The sequence below is a fragment of the Rhodanobacter ginsengisoli genome (genome assembly GCF_042657065.1).
In the GTDB taxonomy this organism is placed as follows: Bacteria; Pseudomonadota; Gammaproteobacteria; order Xanthomonadales; family Rhodanobacteraceae; genus Rhodanobacter; species Rhodanobacter ginsengisoli.
Genome location: NZ_JBHSNF010000001.1, coordinates 1,062,478 through 1,078,924 on the forward strand (window position 1 = coordinate 1,062,478; position 16,447 = coordinate 1,078,924).

A 16,447-nucleotide genomic window follows, 5' to 3' on the forward strand; every position below is an offset into this window, starting at 1 on the left:
TGGGCAGCGGCACGGTGACGGGCAACCTGGCGGCGACCAGCAACAACGGCGCGATCAGCCAGACCGGTGCGCTGATCGTGACCGGCAGCGGCACGATCAACGCGGGCAGCGGCGCGATCACACTGACCAACACCGGCAACGATTTCACCGGTGCGGTAGGCCTGACCGGTGGCACGACCCAGATCACCGACACGAACGCGCTGACCCTGGGCACGCTGTCGACCGGAGCGCTGACGGTGATCAGCCACGGCGCGCTGAACCTCGGCCATGGCAGCGTGGGCGGAAACCTGGCGGCGACCAGCAACAACGGGGCGATCAGCCAGACCGGTGCGCTGCACGTGACCGGCAGCAGCACGATCAACGCGGGCAGCGGCGCGATCACACTGACCAACACCGGCAACGATTTCACCGGTGCGGTAGGCCTGACCGGTGGCACGACCCAGATCACCGACACGAACGCGCTGACCCTGGGCACGCTGTCGACCGGAGCGCTGACGGTGATCAGCCACGGCGCGCTGAACCTCGGCCATGGCAGCGTGGGCGGAAACCTGGCGGCGACCAGCAACAACGGCGCGATCAGCCAGACCGGTACGCTGCACGTGACCGGCAGCAGCACGATCAACGCGGGCAGCGGCGCGATCACGCTGACCAACGCCGGCAACGACTTTGGCGGAGCGGTGACAGCCAGCGGCACCGGAGTGTCGATCACCGATGCCAACAATCTGACGATGGCGGGACTGAGCAATGGCACAAATGGTGCGGTGAGCCTGATTGCCGGTGGCGTGCTGACCCTCCCGGCGGGCTCGATCAACACCGGTACCGCAAACCTGACGCTGACCTCCAACGGCGGATCGCTTACTACCCCCGGTGCCTTGAGCGGCGCAAACATATCGTTGACCGGGCATGGCGGGTTGAACCTGAGCAGCAACGTGACCGCCTCGGGGGCACTGAGCCTGGTCAGCGGAGCGGCCATCAATCAGAGCGCCGGCGTCATGACTGCCGGCACGCTGACCGGTAGCTCGGTGGGCAGCACGACGCTCGATCAGGCCAACAGGATCGGCACGCTGGGCAATTTCGCTGCGGCGAACTTCAGCCTGATCAACGCGCAGGCACTGACGGTGAGCGGGCCGCTGACGACGACGGGCGGCTCCGGCAACATCAGCCTGAAAACGACGAGCGGGGCGCTGACGGTGAACACCGCACTTGCCGGTGGCGCGGTGGCACTGGCGTCGGCGGGCAATCTGGCGTTGGGCAGGAACCTCACGGGGACCACGGTGGCGCTGGCTGCCGGCGGCAACATCAGTCAGAGCGGCGGCGTCATCACCGCAGGCGCCCTCAGCGGCCAGTCGAGTGGTGCCACGGCACTGACCGGGGCCAATCACGTCAGTACGCTGGGCAGCTTCAGTGCGACGGACTTCGCCCTGACCAATGCGCAGGCGCTGACCGTGGCGGGGCCGCTCAGCGGGGGCGCCAGCACGACCTTGACCACGACGGCCGGAAACCTGGCAATCAACGGCGCGGTCAGCGGCACGACCACGACGCTCAACTCGGCCGGTGCGATCACTGAGGGAAGTAGCGGCAGCATTACCGCCAGCACGCTGAGCGGCCAGTCCGCCGGTGCGACGACGCTGACCGGCAACAACCACATCGGCAGCCTGGGCAGCTTCATCGCGGCAAACTTCGCCCTGACCAACGCGCAGGCGCTGACAGTCAACGGCCCGCTCATCGGCGGTGCCAGCACGGCACTGACCACGACGTCGGGAGACCTGGCGATCAACGGCTCGGTCAGCGGCACGACCACGACGCTCAACTCGGCCGGCGCGATCGGCGAAGGCAGTGGCGGCAGCATCACCGCTGGCACGTTGAGCGGCCAGTCCGCCGGGGCGACGACGCTGAACGGCAGCAACCATGTCGGCAGCCTGGGCAGTTTCAGCGCGGCGAACTTCGCCCTGAGCAACGCGCAGGCGCTGACGGTCAACGGTCCGCTCGATGGTGGCGCCAGTACGGCGCTGACCACGACGTCGGGTGACCTGGCGATCGATGGTGCCATCAGCGGTACGACCACGACGCTGAACTCGGCCGGCACGATCACCGAAGGCACTGGCGGCGTGATCACCACCGGAACGCTGACGGGGAACTCCACGGGCAACACCGTTCTCGATGGTGCCAACCACATCAACACCCTCGGCAGCTTCAGCGCAGACCTCAGCCTGACCAATGCCCAGACGCTGACGGTGGCCGGTCCGGTCGATGGCGGTCCGCTGGTGAAGCTGACCACGACATCCGGTGACCTGATCATCAATGGTGCGGTCACTGGCACGACCACCACGCTGAATTCGGCCGGCGCGATCAGCGAAGGCAGCGGCGGCAACCTGATCGCCGGCACGCTCAGCGGCCAGTCGGCCGGTGCAACGACACTGACCGGCAGCAATCACGTCGGCAGCCTGGGCAGCTTCAGCGCGACGAACTTCGAGCTGAGCAATGCACAGGCGCTCTCCGTGAATGGCCCGATCAGCGGCGGCGCCGCCACGACGTTGACCACGACGGCTGGAGACCTGGCCATCAATGGTGCTGTCAGTGGTACGGCCACCACGCTGAATTCGGCCGGCACGATCAGCGAAGGCGGCAGCGGCGTGATCACCGCAGAAACGCTGAGCGGGCATGCGGTGGGGGCCACGACGCTCGGCACGGCCACGAACCGCATCAGCAACATGGTCAGCACGCTGGGCAACTTCACGTCGCTGGCCGGGTTCAGCATGACCAACGACAAGACGCTGACCCTGGCTTCGGTGGCCGGGAGTGCGTTCACGGTGAACGCCGGAACCTCGGCCTTCTATCTGTCCGTGACCCATGGCGACCTGTTCCAGCTGGGAACCGCGCCGGTCTATGACAGTCTCGGCGTGTGGGGCTCGACCGGTCGAATGGGCGCCGCTTCCGCGCCGCTCTACGTGGTGGGCACCGGTCCGCAGACGATCGCCAACGTGGGCCTGCCGCCGGCGTACTTCTACGCGGTGGACAGCAGCGGCAACCTGTTGCCGCTGACCGGTGGTTTCGCCATCAACGTGCCGACCGCCACGGGCGCTGGCAGCGCGCAGAACGGCAACCATGGAGACTCGTACATCGACCCGAGCGTGGTCACCGCAAACTATCGCTCGTACGGTATTGTGCCGTCCGGTGTAAGGCTGCCCGCGGATCAGCAGGCCGGTTGCGACCCCGACCAGCCCGATCAGGCCGACTGCCAGGATACCGCCGGCATGGGGATGGTCGGCGGCCCGATGAAGTCTCCACGATGAGCGTGGGCAGGTTCGGTGCCGGCATCCTGTGCTGGCTGCTTGCCTCGAGCCTTGGTGGCCCGGCCGTGGCGCAACTCGCGCCACGATTGACCGGCTCGATTGTTCTCACCCAGCTCGAGGCGGCCCGGCACGATCTGGCCGCACGCGCGGCCAGGCTGCCGCAGTCCAGTCTTGGCGCCACCAGCCAGCATCTCGCCAGCATGGCAGATGCGCTGCGCAGGACCCTGGGCAACGATGCGGTCAAGCCGATCGACACCATCGGCACGGAGGCGAAAGGCAGTGCCTATCGCGCCTATGCCGCAGCCCAGCGCGCCCGTGCCTACCTCGACGCGACCAGGGGCTGCCTTGACGCCGATGCCACGGCCATGGCCGAAGCGCTGGCCAGTACCGTGGACCTGCTTGCTGCGGCATCGGGTTCATCGAAGCTGCAGCCGGTCATCAATGGCGTCGAGACGATGGATCATCGGCCGCTGTTCGTGCTGCGCGAGAGCCGCAAGGAGATGGCCTTCGCGCTGGTGGGCGAGAATCTCTTCGACGCCCAGTGTGAAAGTCCGCTGGTCACCGCAACCGACAGGCAGGGCAGGCCGCAGAGCGTTCAGCCCAGTGTGACCGGCTTGTCGCCCAGCCGTATCGAACTGAAGTTGCCGGACAGTACCGGGCTGCCATCCGGCGGTTATGTGCTGCATGTGCGATCCCGGCGCAAGGCATTCCTGGTCGGTTGCACCTCCCAGCCGGAGGCCATCGCAGCCGTACAGGTCGCAGCACCGGCGAAGCTTTCGGTGAGCTACTCGCTGACCGCCACGTGTGGCGCGGGCCATGGCGGAGCTGGCCATGCGATGCCGCCGATTGCCGGGACCATGCCTGATATCAGCGGTGCGGGGACGGTCTCGCAGCGGATCGTGATTGAAGGCTGCACCGACCCGTTGAGCTATGCGATCAGCGCGAAGGTGACGTTCGGCGACGGACATGGCGAGGCAATCGGGCCGATCAGCCAGATTGCGTCGGCGGGCATCACTGCCGGACTTCCCGGCGGGCTTTCGCTGAGCTGGGATCCGTCGGTGCGGCAGCTTTTTGTGCGCGCGTCGGGCAACAGCTGCAAGGGTATCTACTGAGCATGCCCGCAGCGTTTCCCCGCTGTTGAAGAGGTTGCGGGTGGCTACTCCTCCGGGGTGCCGGAGACGACCCTCAGCTCCGAGATGCCGCCGGGCGCGAGATCCTTCAGCAAATCCATGAAGTCCATCCCGACCAGGCGCTGTGCGCGACGCAGCAGCAGGGGCACCGGACTCGATGGTTCGCAGCGGGTGTAGTAATCGCACAGCTCGTCCAGCCGGCGCATGACGTCCTGCGGACCGGCGATCGCACCGGTGGATGAGGCACGAGCCGCCTCGCCACCACCCTCTGCGAGGTCGCCGCCCGCTTCCGCCTCGCCCGCCGTAGGCACGCGCCGCGCGAGTTGCGGATCGACAAACTTCTTCAACTCGTAGATATCACCGAGCAGGTTCTTGAAATCAGGGCCTGCGGTACCGACACGATCGTTGAAAATGCCGTCGATGGCCTTGGCGTGATCGAGTGACTCGCTGATGGCGGCTGCTACCGCGACCAGTTCCTGCTCGGCGCAGTCCATGCAGCAGGCTTCGATTTCGGTCAGTGATGCGTTCGGCTCATTATCTGCCGTGGCGACTTTCAGCGTGCCATTGGCAATACGCAGGTCGCGCAGCGAAAATCGTCCCAGTCGGGGCGATTGCACGAAAGCCGTGGTGCGAAAATAACCCAGCACGCCCTGCAGATCGCCCAGTGGCACCACCGAGTTGACGCGCATGGTCGGGTCGTTGTCGTCCTCGGCGTCGAGTTGCGGATGCACGGTGTCCCAGAAATGCTCGAGCAATCCGCGGATCAGGCCCAGGCCCGCGTTCCAGCCGGGCATGCCGGATGTGCGCATCCATGCCGTGGTCAGATGAACGGCGGCGCGCAGGTCCTTGGAGCGACGCAGCACCGCCTCGGCCAGCTCGACGACCTTGTCCCAGTCGGGCTCTTCGGCGGCCTTGACGTTGTCTCCCACTGCGCGTTCGGCTTTCGGCGCGGCGGCGCGTTCCAGGGCGAGAAACTCCGGATCGTATTCGAGGTCTTCTCCCGACGGCGCATCATCACCGAGCGGGGCCAGCAAAGACTCCAGATTATATTGCGCCATGAGTTCGCACCGCCTTCCGGGAGGGATTGCAGCATTATCCCCAAATGCCGACACAAAACCAGTCATTGGTACTGGATCGAATGCTCCGAGAGCAGTCGATCCACCGAAGAATCCGCGGGACTGATGCCGATTGACCGACGGAATTTCAGTCTCCCCCGATAATGCATTCGGCAGCCATCGCGTAGCGGGGCCATTCGTTGCATGTGTGTTTCTTCAGTGTGCAGGCAAGTCAGTGGCGGCTTTCGATCGGGCCGAATCACCGGCGTCGCGCGGAGGCGGCCTTGCACGCATCGCCGGCGGCTTCGTTGTTCTCCGGCGGTACGCGCCGGCGCGTGCGCTTCCAGCTGATCCAGCGCCACTCGATCCAGAGCAACGCACGCCGCATCGGGCGCCGAAGGAAGGGCAGATCCTGGGCGAGCAGCAGCAGGCCCAATGGCAGCATCCACAGCCCCAGGAAGGGCAGGATGCTGAAGATGCCCGCCACGACCAGGAGGAGGCCGGCCGGGATGCGCATCCAGCGGGAGGAAGGCTCGCGCAGCCAGCGCAGGCTTCGGCGAATCCCGCCGGGCAGGTGCCGTTCTATGCGGTCGAGCCGGTGGTTCAGTTTCTGCTCGTCTCGGTCAGCCATGCCTCTCCGGAGAACTGCGCCCGCTGGGGGAATGCCCGTCTATTCCTCCTCCTCGGAGGCCGGCGCTTCGAAATTCGGATCTTCCGAATCGCGTGCATGCCGGATCGCGTCGCGCAGTCGGATATCCAGGCGGTCCAGATCCAGTACGACCTTCTCGGAATGGACGTCCTTGACGGCCGATAGCGGTATCACGAAGTCGCCGGCATTCTCGATGTAGACGACCATCTCGGGCAAGCCGTGTCTGATCTCGCGGACCGAGCCGATGCCTTCCTCGCCATCGGCGACAAAAACCATGAATCCCACGCTGATCTGTTCGCGCATGACGCAATCCACCCCTGGCAGTTTGTAGACGGATTCGGCTGCGCGCCCTGGCGCGGAGCCGGCAACATGATGCACACAGGCTGCGTTGCCAGCTGGTGAAGATGGCAGGACGCGTGCAGGACCGGACCGGGCGATCACCGCGCCGTTCCGGCCGAGGTCAGCGCGCGAAGCGCCGGATCCACGCCACGTAGTTGTCCACGAAACCCTGCAGGAATTTTCTCGTGCCGTCGCTGCCGATACTTCCATCGTCGGCGATCAGATCGTCCTTGAAGTGAATGAACACTTCCGGCTGGGCCAGCGTCGGCACGTCGAGATACGCCAGGATGTTGCGCAGGTGCTGCTGTGCCAGCGCCGTGCCGGTCGAGCCGATCGAGCTGCCGATGACTGCTCCCGGCTTGCCGGCAAACGAATTGGTACCCCAGGGGCGCGAGGCGACGTCGATCGCATTTTTCAGCACGCCGGGTACCGAGCGGTTGTATTCGGGCGTGACGAACAGCAATCCGTCGGCCGCTTCGATGTCCTTTTTCAGCCGGGTGGCGGCGGGAGGGTAGGCTGCGTCGAAATCCTGCGAGTACAGCGGCAGATCGTTGATCTGGATGTGCTTGAACGCGAAGTCGTCTGGCGCGAGTCTTTCCACGGCGCGGGCAAGACGACGGTTGAACGAATCCATGCGCAGGCTTCCGACCAGGATCGCGATTTTCAACGGGCTCATTTCCGGCTCCTCGACTGATGGGTGACACTGCTGATGGTCGATCGCATGACGGCAGTCCACGACCTCGCGGCTCACGTGCGTTCTGGTTCGGAAGGAACGCATGAAGTCGGGCGGCGCCCCATTTACCGCCGCCAGCCGTTAAGAATGGATGAATCCGGCAGTGACGGGATGCCTGCGCGCCGCGGCAATGATGGTTGCAGCGTGTACTCTTTACGGCTTCCGCCCCGATCGACCTTCAACCGGTGAACGAATCCCATGCAAGCCCTTGAAACCCTGATCGACGACGCCTTCGAGCGCCGCAACGAACTGAAGCAGACCGAGATCGAGACGCACCTGCGTCCGGCCATCGGCCGGGTCATCGACCTGCTCGAATCCGGTGAACGCCGCGTGGCCGAGCCGGATGGCCATGGCGGCTGGACGGTGAACCAGTGGATCAAGAAGGCGGTCCTGCTGTACTTCCGGATCAACGACAACCGGGTGGTCGACGGCGGCCCCGCCCAGGCCTTCGACAAGGTGCCGCTGCGCTTTGCGCAGGGCAACGATGCCGAGTTGCTTGGCCTGGGCGCCCGCGTGGTTCCTGGGGCACTCGTGCGCCGCGGTGCGCACATCGCCAGGGATGCTGTGCTGATGCCGAGCTACATCAACATCGGTGCCTACGTCGGCAGCGGCAGCATGATCGATACCTGGGCCACGGTCGGCTCCTGTGCCCAGATCGGCGCGGGCGTGCACCTGTCCGGCGGCGTCGGTATCGGCGGCGTGCTGGAACCGCTGCAGGCCAATCCCACCATCATCGAGGACAATTGTTTCATCGGTGCCCGCTCCGAGGTGGTCGAGGGCGTGGTGGTGGAGAGCGGCAGCGTGATCGGCATGGGCGTGTTCCTCGGCCAGTCCACCCGCATCTACAACCGCGCCACCGGCGAAACCAGCTATGGCCGTGTGCCGGCCGGCAGCGTGGTGGTCGCCGGCAGCCTGCCGGCGAAGGATGGCAGTCACAGTCTGTACGCGGCGATCATCGTCAAGCAGGTCGATGCCAGGACACGCTCCAAGACCGGCATCAACGAGCTGTTGAGGAGCGCCGAATGAGCCTCACAATCTACGGCCTGCCCAACTGCGATACCTGCAGGAAGGCGCGCAACTGGCTCGCCCGCTTCGAGGTGGCCCACGATTTCGTCGACTACCGTGCCAACCCGCTGCCGGCGGCCACGCTCAAGGCCTGGGCGCAGCAGCTGGGGGGCTGGGAGAAGCTGGTCAACAAGTCGTCCACCACCTGGCGCAACCTGCTGCCACAACGCAAGAACCCCGGTTCCGACCCCGAGTGGACGCTGTTGCTGAAAGAATACCCGGCGCTGATGCGCCGCCCGGTAGTCGTGCAGGCTGACGGCACGGTCAGCGTGGGCTTCACCGACAACGGCTTCAAGAAGCTGTTCGGCAAGTAGCCTGTTGCTGCCATACGAATGCCTCGATACGTATCAATGACCGGGACGCCTCCGCCATGTCCGATGTGCTTGAGCTCACCTGCAACCTGATCCGCCGCCGATCGGTCACTCCCGAGGATGCCGGCTGCCTGGCGCTGATCGGCGAACGCCTGGCGCGGGCCGGGTTCCGCGTCGAGCACCTGCGCTATGGCGAGGTGGATAACTTCTGGGCGACGCATGGATTGGACAATGAGCCGGGCGCCGGGCCGACGCTGGCCTTTCTCGGGCATGTCGACGTGGTGCCCAGCGGCCCGGAAGCTGCGTGGCACAGTCCGCCGTTCGAGCCGACCATCCGCGATGGCCTTCTATACGGCCGCGGTGCCGCCGACATGAAGGGCTCGGTCGCCGCCATGGTGGTGGCGCTGGAGCGGTTCGTGGCGGCGCAGCCCGACCATCGCGGACGAGTCGGCCTGTTGCTGACCAGCGACGAGGAGGGTCCGACCAACCTCGACGGCGTGCGCCGGGTGGCCGAGCACTTCCGTGCCACCGGCGAGCGGATCGACTGGTGCGTGGTGGGCGAGCCATCGTCAAAGGAGACCCTGGGCGACCTGATCCGGGTCGGCCGGCGCGGCTCGCTGTCCGCCGCGCTCGCCGTACGTGGCGTGCAAGGTCACGTGGCCTACCCGGAGAAGGCGCTCAACCCGATCCATGCGTTCGCCCCCGCACTGGCCGAGCTGGCTGACGAGCGCTGGGACGAGGGCAATGCGGATTTCCCGCCGACCTCGTTTCAGGTGTCCAACCTCAATGCGGGCACCGGCGCCAACAACGTCATTCCCGGTGCACTCAGCGCCCTGATCAATTTCCGCTACGGCACGGCCAGCACGGCGGCCGAGCTGCGCGCACGCACCGAGGCGATCCTGCACAAGCATGGCCTCGACCATGCGCTGGACTGGAACCTCTCCGGCGAGCCGTTCCTCACCCCGCCAGGCGGCGTGCTGCGCGAGACAGTGGTCGCGGTGTGCCGCGACCTCTGCGGCGTCGATCCCGAACAGAGTACGGGTGGCGGTACCTCGGACGGCCGCTTCATCGCGCCACTCGGGGTCGAGGTGGTGGAGCTGGGGCCGGTCAACGCGAGTATCCACAAGGTCGACGAGTGCGTTGCGCTCGACGCGCTGGAACAACTTCCCGCCGTGTACCGTGCGGTGTGCGAGCGGCTGCTGGGCTAGCGTCCCGACGCGTGGGCGGCAACCTCGCCGGTCGTCACATCTTGCCGTGTTCCAGCGGACGCTGGCGGTGCATCAGGGCCCATTCCGCGTGTTCGGCCAGCGCGGCCTCGCCGAGCGAACGCAGGATGTCGCGCTGCTCGGTGGCGTCGATCGCATTGTCCAGTGCGGTGCGTGCCTCGGCAAAGATGCGTTGCATGAAGCGGTACTGCTTGATCAGCTCCTTGTCGGCTTTCTTGAACGCATACGCTTCGCGTACAGCGGCCAGGATCGAGAACACACCCATGACCATCACCAGGGCATTCTTGGTATCCGCCGACAACTGGTGAGCCAGCGCGGCCAGCACGATGCTGATGCCGATACCGGTGAACAGGCTGGCGAGGCCCAGGGTCTCGGTCAGATGATGCTGTCGGGTCCGCTGCACCGCCTGGTTCCGGAAATAGTCCATCTGGCCGCCATGCGCCGCATCGCCGACCCATTCGCAGATGACTTCATGCAGCTCCCGGTCCGGATCGTCCGGCTTGTTACCCGCCTGGCCCAGTCCGGCACTGCGCATCACGTTGCGGGTCCAGCCCAGTTCGATGTCCTGCTTCTGCAGAAAGCTGTCCTGGGCAAACTCCGGATCGCCGGTCAGCGAAATACCGGCGCGGTGCCAGTAGCCCTGCACCCGCAAACCCTCCGCCAGCGCGCGATAGTCCAGGTACTTGCGGTGCCAGCCACGTCGCTTGGCGATCGTGCTCAGGCATACCCCGCTGGCGAACAGCAGCAGGAAGACATAGATGAAATCGTCCTGGTCGGGTAGGTTGTCGTAGATCGTGAAGGCAATCGCCATCACCGCGGCCAGCGTGTAGATGATCCGCATCGCCAGCAGCACGCGCTGGCGAAAGTGCACAGCCAGCCAGTCGGCGGCGCGGAACAGCGTCGCCTCGGGTCGCGCCGGGGGCGCGTCGTTGCCGCGCGACGTGTCGCCTGCGGCCCCGCAACCTTCTATCTCATCGCGATACTTCACGCAGTCGCCATCGAATTCGGCCATGTGCTCGAACGTGTTGCGGAAGGCCGCTGGCATGGGCGCGTCGATGGGCGACAGCCCGGTCTGCGTACGCCACAGCAATTGTCCCGGCTGCAGCGGTGCCGACGGTGCGCCATCGTCGGTCTCGCGCGAACAGACGATCTGGCACACCAGGCGTTCGTCGCCGCTGCCGAAAAGGTGCCGGCGCATGCTGTGGCGCCGTTCGATCAACCCGGGCATCACGCCACTGAGGAAATAGTTCACGACCTGGGCCGTCCCGCCGAGCCGGTCGGAGCGCTTGCCGTCCCAGATGGCCAGCAGCAGGTGGCAGTGGCGCGCGATGAACACGCCCGCCTGGCCATACTGGCGATCGCGCTGCAGTCCGTGGCTGCCGATGCCGTGGTGCGAGTTGTCCGGCAGCAGGGGCAGGTCGATCACCTGGGCGCGGGCACACAGTGAATCGAATACGGCATGCGTGGACGGAGCTTCAAAGTCCTTCGTGTAGAGTTCGCGCGGCAACGGCAAGGGTGCAATCAGGCGCGCGCCGGCGGCGAGCGCCTCCTCGGCGACGAGTTGATCCCCGCCCTCGGCCAGCGCCGACAGCACGACCAGTGGCAGCTCGGGAAAATCGCCTTGCAGCGTGGCAAGGAACTGCCGCACGCGCCGCCGGATCGGTTCGATCTCGTCCGCAGGAATATTGCGATGACTGGTCACGCCGATCACCAGCGGCACGCTGGTCGGTGCGGAGGGGCTTGCCGTTGTTGTCATGAGCTTGCTTGATCCTGTTGGTGGGGATCACGCTGGCGGTAGCAAAACGCCGTTGGCTCAGAGTCCTGCAGAACGGACATCCGACGCTGTCGTGCCTGGCCATCCAGTCCTCGCGGCGAAATTCCCTGCCGGATCCACGGTCGACCGCGTCGCGGTCGTCATATCCGTCGCGACTGTTCGCGGCAAGATAGCATCAAATAATCTGACGCGCGTTCCAGTCGGCCTTCCTTGCCGCCCGGTGCCCCCGTGACCGGCATCGACACCGGGTCGGCCCTCTCTTCGCGATGTCTGGCCTGATCCGGCCAGCCAGCAGGGACGCATCGCGCCGACTGGGCCCAGCAGTCGGGCCGGTGGCCGGTGCAGCGAAACCCTGCGCTTCGTGAACGGTCGCTGCCGCTGGATCTTGCGAGATGGTCGCGGCGTACCGCGTTGTGGCAATGTTCGACGCTCCCGCAGTTTCGCCCGTATCGCACGGTCAGCAGCATGTCCCGAAACATCCCCGCGAATGCAGCCCGACCCGCCTGGGACAAGCCGTGGCCGGCCGGGGAGCTGGAACACGTGGCGACTTGTCCGGCCTGCGCAAACGCGGGTCGCGAGCTGCTGCACAGGGACCTGGTCGACAACGTGTTTTTTTCGGCGGCGGGGCGCTGGAACCTCTATCGCTGCACGCGCTGCCACAGCGCCTATCTCGATCCACGGCCAGACGAGGCCAGCATCGGCAGGGCCTATGACGTCTACTACACGCATGCCGCGGGCCGCGCACGCGAAGAACGGCGCGCGGCGGGGGGGCTGCGTGCGCTGAAGCTGGCGTTGACCCACGGCTATGTGAATGCGCGCTACGGCACCCGGCGCCAGCCGTCGAGCCCGCTGGCGATCTGGCTGGCGCGGCTGTCGCCGGTCTGGCGGCAGAAACGCGATGCCGAATTCCGCTTTTTGCCCAGGCCCCTCCCGGGTCAGCGCTTGCTGGATGTCGGTTGTGGCAACGGCGACTATCTGCGCAATGCCGGTGATGCCGGTTGGGAAGCCGTGGGCATCGATGCAGACGAAAGGGCAGTGGACATCGCCAGGCAACGGGGACTGGATGCGCGCCCTGGCGGCATCGAGTCGTTCGCTGGGCAGGCAGGGTGTTTCGATGCCATCACGTTGAGCCACGTACTGGAGCACCTGCATGATCCGGCGACGTTTCTGCGGGCCGTCCATCGTCTGCTCAAACCCGGTGGCGTGGTGTTCGTCGACACGCCGAATATCCAGAGTCGCGGCGCGCGGCGCTGGGGCGTTCACTGGCGTGGCCTGGAAACGCCGCGGCACCTGGTCATCTTCAGCCGGTCGGCGCTGATCGACATGCTGCACGCTGCAGGCTTCGTGCGCATCGAGAGCCGGCGTCGTACCGCGGTGAGGAAATCCATGGACCTCGCCAGCCTGCGGATGCAGTCGGGCAAGTCACCCTACGGCAGGGAGCCTGCACGGTTGCCGCTGATCTCGCGCATTCGTCTGTGGTGGCCAGCTCCCCGGATCGAGGACGATGAGTTTCTTACCGTGCTTGCATACAAGGCCGGTCCCTGAACCACCTGGTCGTGGCAGGGGTGCACGAATCGCCGGGGTGACGGCAGCTCAGCGGTCTGCCGGCTCCATCGTCATCGTGTGCCGGGTCTTGCCGGGCAACAGTGGCGTCGGGCGACCCTTGACCCAGTCCTGATCTCCGGCACCGAAGTAGGGCGACAGCGGGTTGTCGCTTTGTCCACCGGGCATTTCCAGGATGCCCTGGGCTTCGTGGCCAGGCGATACGTCCAGGCGTTCGGAAGCGCCGAAGCCGGGCGCGGCCACCCGCGGCATGTTGTTGTCACCGGGCAGTGGCTGGTCGGGCATGTCGATGAAGCGATCCAGCCAGCCGGGCAGGGCAGCGGCCAGCGGGTGCTTGATGTCGCTGCGGTTGTACTCGCCCCACGTGCGCGCGGCGAGGCCGCCGGGTTGCCGGCCCAGTTCGCTTGCGACCTGACGGGCGGCATCGACCAGCAGGTCGTGCCAGCGCGCGTATTTCGGATCGAGCAACTGCATCGGTTGCTGCCGGATCATGGCCCACACGGCCGCTTCGGCACTGTTCTGGCCGGGCCAGCTGAAGTCCTCGTGCTGCTGCTTCACCTGCGCGGCGAATGGCGCCAGCACGGCCTCGCTGACCCGGGTGCGGAAGGCCCGCACCAGCCGGTAGTCGACGCTGTCGATGGCGGCGCGGTCACGCCATGTCCGGGTGAGCTCACGCAGTTGCAGCAGCGCGGGTTCCTTGCTGCCGGCCAGGGTCTGCTGCAGCAGGCGTTGCCAGCGGGTCAGCAGCACGGCGCGGTTATCCAGCTGTATGTCGAGCAGGTTGCCGGGGCTGAACCCCACCCGGGCACGCAGATCGTCGCGGATCTGCTGCGCGCGCGCGCCGAGATCGTGGCCGCCGTTGCCGAGCAGGGCCAGCGCGGCGCCGTCCACGGTGCGGTTGTTCGCCGTCCAAAGGCGACCGTAGGCGGGGTCTTCGATGCGCGGGTATTGCGCCGGAGCGGCCCAGCCCTGCCAGCCGCTGCCCGGCTTCGACCAGTCCGACGGCAGCAGCGGATCGATGCCGGCGCGCAACGGAATGCTGTTGCCGGCGAGTGTCCAGCCGATATGCCCGGCCCGGTCGGCGACCAGCAGGTTCTGCGGTGGCATGCCGAGCTGCGGTGCCAGGTTCAGGGCGCTGGCCAGATCGGGCATGCGCTCGAGCTGCATCAGCTGGACGTTGTAGGCGCGTGGTTGCTGCGCGATCCAGGCCAGCGCCAGCGGCGTGCCATCGACATCCCTGCCCATGATCGGGCCCCAGCGGGTGTCCTTGACCGTGAGCACGACGTCGGGCCTGCCCTTGATCCGGATGTGCTCGTCGTGGTGTGCGATCGTCGCCCAGCCTTCCGGCACCTTGTAGCGGTCGGGGTGGGCCGGATCGCGCTGCACGCGCACCCAGTCGGTCCAGTCGCCGTAGCTGTTGGTGAAGCCCCAGGCGATCTGGCCATTGCTGCCGACGACGATCGCCGGCGTGCCCGGCAGGCTGACGCCGTTGACGTCGCGCTGGCCGTTCGGCGCGGCGGGATCGGGATAGCGCAGGCGGGTGCGGAACCAGATATTCGGCACGCGCAGGCCCAGATGCATGTCGTTTGCCAGCATCGCCGCGCCGTTGCCGGTCAGCGCGCCGGCCACCGCGAAACTGTTGCTGCCGGGACGCGGCGCATCCAGTGCCGGCGCCAGCGCGGCGACCAGGCGGACGGATGTCGGGACAGCGGGCCGATGGCGCAGGTCGAACACCGTGGCCGCGGGGATCACCGGCGAGCGCGACAGGCGGCCACTCAGCGGCGCCTCCCAGTCGGGGTCCGGCGCCAACAGGAAATCCACCAGCGGACCGGGCAGCACCGCGCGCATTTCGGCCATGTGCAGCTCGCGCTCGTTGCGCCCATCGCTGTTCAGATCCAGGTACATCGCGGCAATCACCAGCAGGCTGTCTTCCGCCCGCCATGGCTGCGGCTTGCTGCCCAGCAACAGGTATTCCCACGGGCGCACGCGCAGGTCGGCGAGGCCGGCATTGACGCCGTCGCGGTAGCGATCGAGCGCCTGTTTCTGTGCCGGCGGCAATTGGGCGTAGGCGGCCTCGACCACCGCGCGCAGGCGATGGCGGCGATGGTTGAGATCGACCTTCAGGGCCGCCGGGCCGACCAGGGCGGACAGCTCGCCGGCGCTCATGCGACGCATCAGGTCCATCGCGAAGAAGCGTTCCTGCGCATGCACGTAGCCCAGCGCAAAACTGATGTCGCTGCGATTGCCGCCATCGATGGTGACTGTGCCCAGCGCGTCCCGGCCGATGCTGACCGGAGCGACCAGGCCGCGCGAATGGAACCGGCCGTCCAGGCGCGGGCGACTGCCGCCGAGCAGCCACCAGCCCGTTGCGAACGCCGCCAGCACCAGAACCAGTACGGTGAGCAGGCAGGTGCGCAGGATGCGCCAGCAACGTCCTCCGGTGCGCGCCCTCATGGCTTGGCGAACACGGCGAAGATGCCGGCGTACGGCTTCACCATGAAGGCCGGGGCCCCGGCGTAGCCCTCGCCGTCGACATAGAGCTGCGAGATGCTGCCGTCCAGGTACAGCGCGTCGCGGCAGCCGAGCCTGTCGCGGAACAGCCGTCCAAACGTGTGGAAATTCACGGGTGCCTCGCTGACCGCAAAGATCACCTCGGTCGGCGTTCTTGCGCACACGCCGCTGCGCCATTTCAGGCTGGACGAGTCATCGACGAACTGTTCGTTGAGCTTGCCGTCGATCAGCAGCATCGGGCCGGACTGGGTCGCCCACTGCGCCGCCTTGCCATCGGTCTTGAATGCGGCACTGGTGCGCACCGCGGCATGGCCGTCCGGGTAGATGACGAAGACGCCATTGGGCAGCAGCGAGAAATTGCCCGAGGCAGGATTGCCGTGGGCCAGGTTCAGCGGCACCACGGTCCTGCCGTTTTCCACATACAACCCCAGCGGCGCGGACTTGTGGTCGTAGATGCCGGCATTGGCGGCAAACAGCAGTCGCCGGCCATGCGCCTCGCCCCATTGGCGCAGCGTCTCGATGCTGCCGAAGGCCTGCCCGCTCTGCGGCTCGCGCCAGTGCAGGCTCAACTGTTCGCGCTTCAGGTCGACATGGACGATGCGATAATTCTGCCCCTCGAACGCCAGCTCGCTGCTGTCCAGCGCCTGCGCCGTCGGCGCACAGCCGGCGGCCCCACCCAACAGGGTCAGGGCGAGCAACCATCGCGTCAGCTGACGCGGGAATGGGGAGAGTGGCGGGCATGCGGCGAATGAAAGCATCTGCCGATGGTCGCCGGCCACGGACATCCGCGCAAGGCCT

13 protein-coding genes are annotated in these 16,447 nt (G+C 66.6%); 6 read left to right on the forward strand and 7 right to left on the reverse strand.

Features of this window, described 5'->3' with window-relative positions; all coding sequences use genetic code 11:
* Both ACFPPA_RS04670 and ACFPPA_RS04675 read left to right on the forward strand, forming a co-directional pair.
* A partial coding sequence (locus ACFPPA_RS04670) for a beta strand repeat-containing protein (protein WP_377317724.1) occupies positions 1–3,293 on the forward strand: 3,293 nt, incomplete at its 5' end.
* On the forward strand, positions 3,290–4,405 hold the full coding sequence (locus tag ACFPPA_RS04675) for a hypothetical protein (protein WP_377317726.1): 1,116 nt from the start codon (positions 3,290–3,292) through the stop codon (positions 4,403–4,405). The genes ACFPPA_RS04670 and ACFPPA_RS04675, both read left to right, overlap by 4 nt.
* A gap of 44 nt (positions 4,406–4,449) precedes the next feature.
* Here ACFPPA_RS04675 and tssA read toward each other — a convergent pair whose 3' ends face one another.
* The 4 genes from tssA to ACFPPA_RS04695 all read right to left on the reverse strand — a co-directional run bounded on the left by tssA (position 4,450) and on the right by ACFPPA_RS04695 (position 7,142).
* Positions 4,450–5,481, reverse strand: a complete 1,032-nt coding sequence (gene tssA / locus ACFPPA_RS04680) for a type VI secretion system protein TssA (RefSeq protein WP_377319453.1) — start codon at positions 5,479–5,481, stop codon at positions 4,450–4,452.
* Between the two features lie 256 nt (positions 5,482–5,737).
* Positions 5,738–6,109 carry a hypothetical protein gene (locus ACFPPA_RS04685; protein WP_377317728.1) on the reverse strand — a complete coding sequence of 124 codons (372 nt, stop codon included), beginning with the start codon at positions 6,107–6,109 and terminating at the stop codon, positions 5,738–5,740.
* Between the two features lie 39 nt (positions 6,110–6,148).
* Entirely contained in the window at positions 6,149–6,430 is a 282-nt protein-coding gene (locus ACFPPA_RS04690) for a hypothetical protein (RefSeq protein WP_377317730.1), read from the reverse strand.
* Positions 6,431–6,587: 157 nt separating this feature from the next.
* The gene (locus ACFPPA_RS04695; protein WP_377317732.1) at positions 6,588–7,142 is read right to left on the reverse strand and encodes an NADPH-dependent FMN reductase; all 555 of its coding nucleotides are present in this window, start codon (positions 7,140–7,142) and stop codon (positions 6,588–6,590) included.
* A 255-nt stretch (positions 7,143–7,397) separates the two neighbouring features.
* Between ACFPPA_RS04695 and dapD the strand changes: the two genes are divergently transcribed.
* From dapD to dapE, 3 genes are read left to right on the forward strand one after another with little or no spacing between them, the layout of a single operon-like run.
* On the forward strand, positions 7,398–8,225 hold the full coding sequence (gene dapD, locus ACFPPA_RS04700; protein ID WP_377317734.1) for a 2,3,4,5-tetrahydropyridine-2,6-dicarboxylate N-succinyltransferase: 828 nt from the start codon (positions 7,398–7,400) through the stop codon (positions 8,223–8,225).
* Positions 8,222–8,578 (forward strand): Spx/MgsR family RNA polymerase-binding regulatory protein, encoded by a 357-nt coding sequence (locus ACFPPA_RS04705; RefSeq protein WP_377317736.1) that lies wholly within the window; start codon positions 8,222–8,224, stop codon positions 8,576–8,578. Before dapD ends, ACFPPA_RS04705 begins: the two co-directional genes overlap by 4 nt.
* 56 nt (positions 8,579–8,634) lie before the next feature.
* Positions 8,635–9,783, forward strand: coding sequence for a succinyl-diaminopimelate desuccinylase (dapE, locus tag ACFPPA_RS04710; protein ID WP_377317738.1), 1,149 nt, complete (start codon positions 8,635–8,637; stop codon positions 9,781–9,783).
* Positions 9,784–9,817: 34 nt separating this feature from the next.
* Here dapE and ACFPPA_RS04715 read toward each other — a convergent pair whose 3' ends face one another.
* Positions 9,818–11,557: a hypothetical protein gene (locus tag ACFPPA_RS04715; RefSeq protein WP_377317740.1), complete on the reverse strand. Its 1,740-nt coding sequence runs from the start codon at positions 11,555–11,557 to the stop codon at positions 9,818–9,820.
* 483 nt (positions 11,558–12,040) lie between these two features.
* On the opposite strand from ACFPPA_RS04715, the gene ACFPPA_RS04720 reads away from it, so the two are divergent.
* Complete coding sequence (locus ACFPPA_RS04720) at positions 12,041–13,120, forward strand: class I SAM-dependent methyltransferase (RefSeq protein WP_377317742.1); 1,080 nt, start codon at positions 12,041–12,043, stop codon at positions 13,118–13,120.
* A 48-nt stretch (positions 13,121–13,168) separates the two neighbouring features.
* On the opposite strand, the gene ACFPPA_RS04725 is transcribed toward ACFPPA_RS04720, so the two are convergent.
* On the reverse strand, positions 13,169–15,592 hold the full coding sequence (locus ACFPPA_RS04725) for a penicillin acylase family protein (protein ID WP_377317744.1): 2,424 nt from the start codon (positions 15,590–15,592) through the stop codon (positions 13,169–13,171).
* Positions 15,589–16,407 (reverse strand): phosphodiester glycosidase family protein, encoded by an 819-nt coding sequence (locus tag ACFPPA_RS04730; protein ID WP_377317746.1) that lies wholly within the window; start codon positions 16,405–16,407, stop codon positions 15,589–15,591. Before ACFPPA_RS04730 ends, ACFPPA_RS04725 begins: the two co-directional genes overlap by 4 nt.
* Positions 16,408–16,447: the final 40 nt, after the last annotated feature.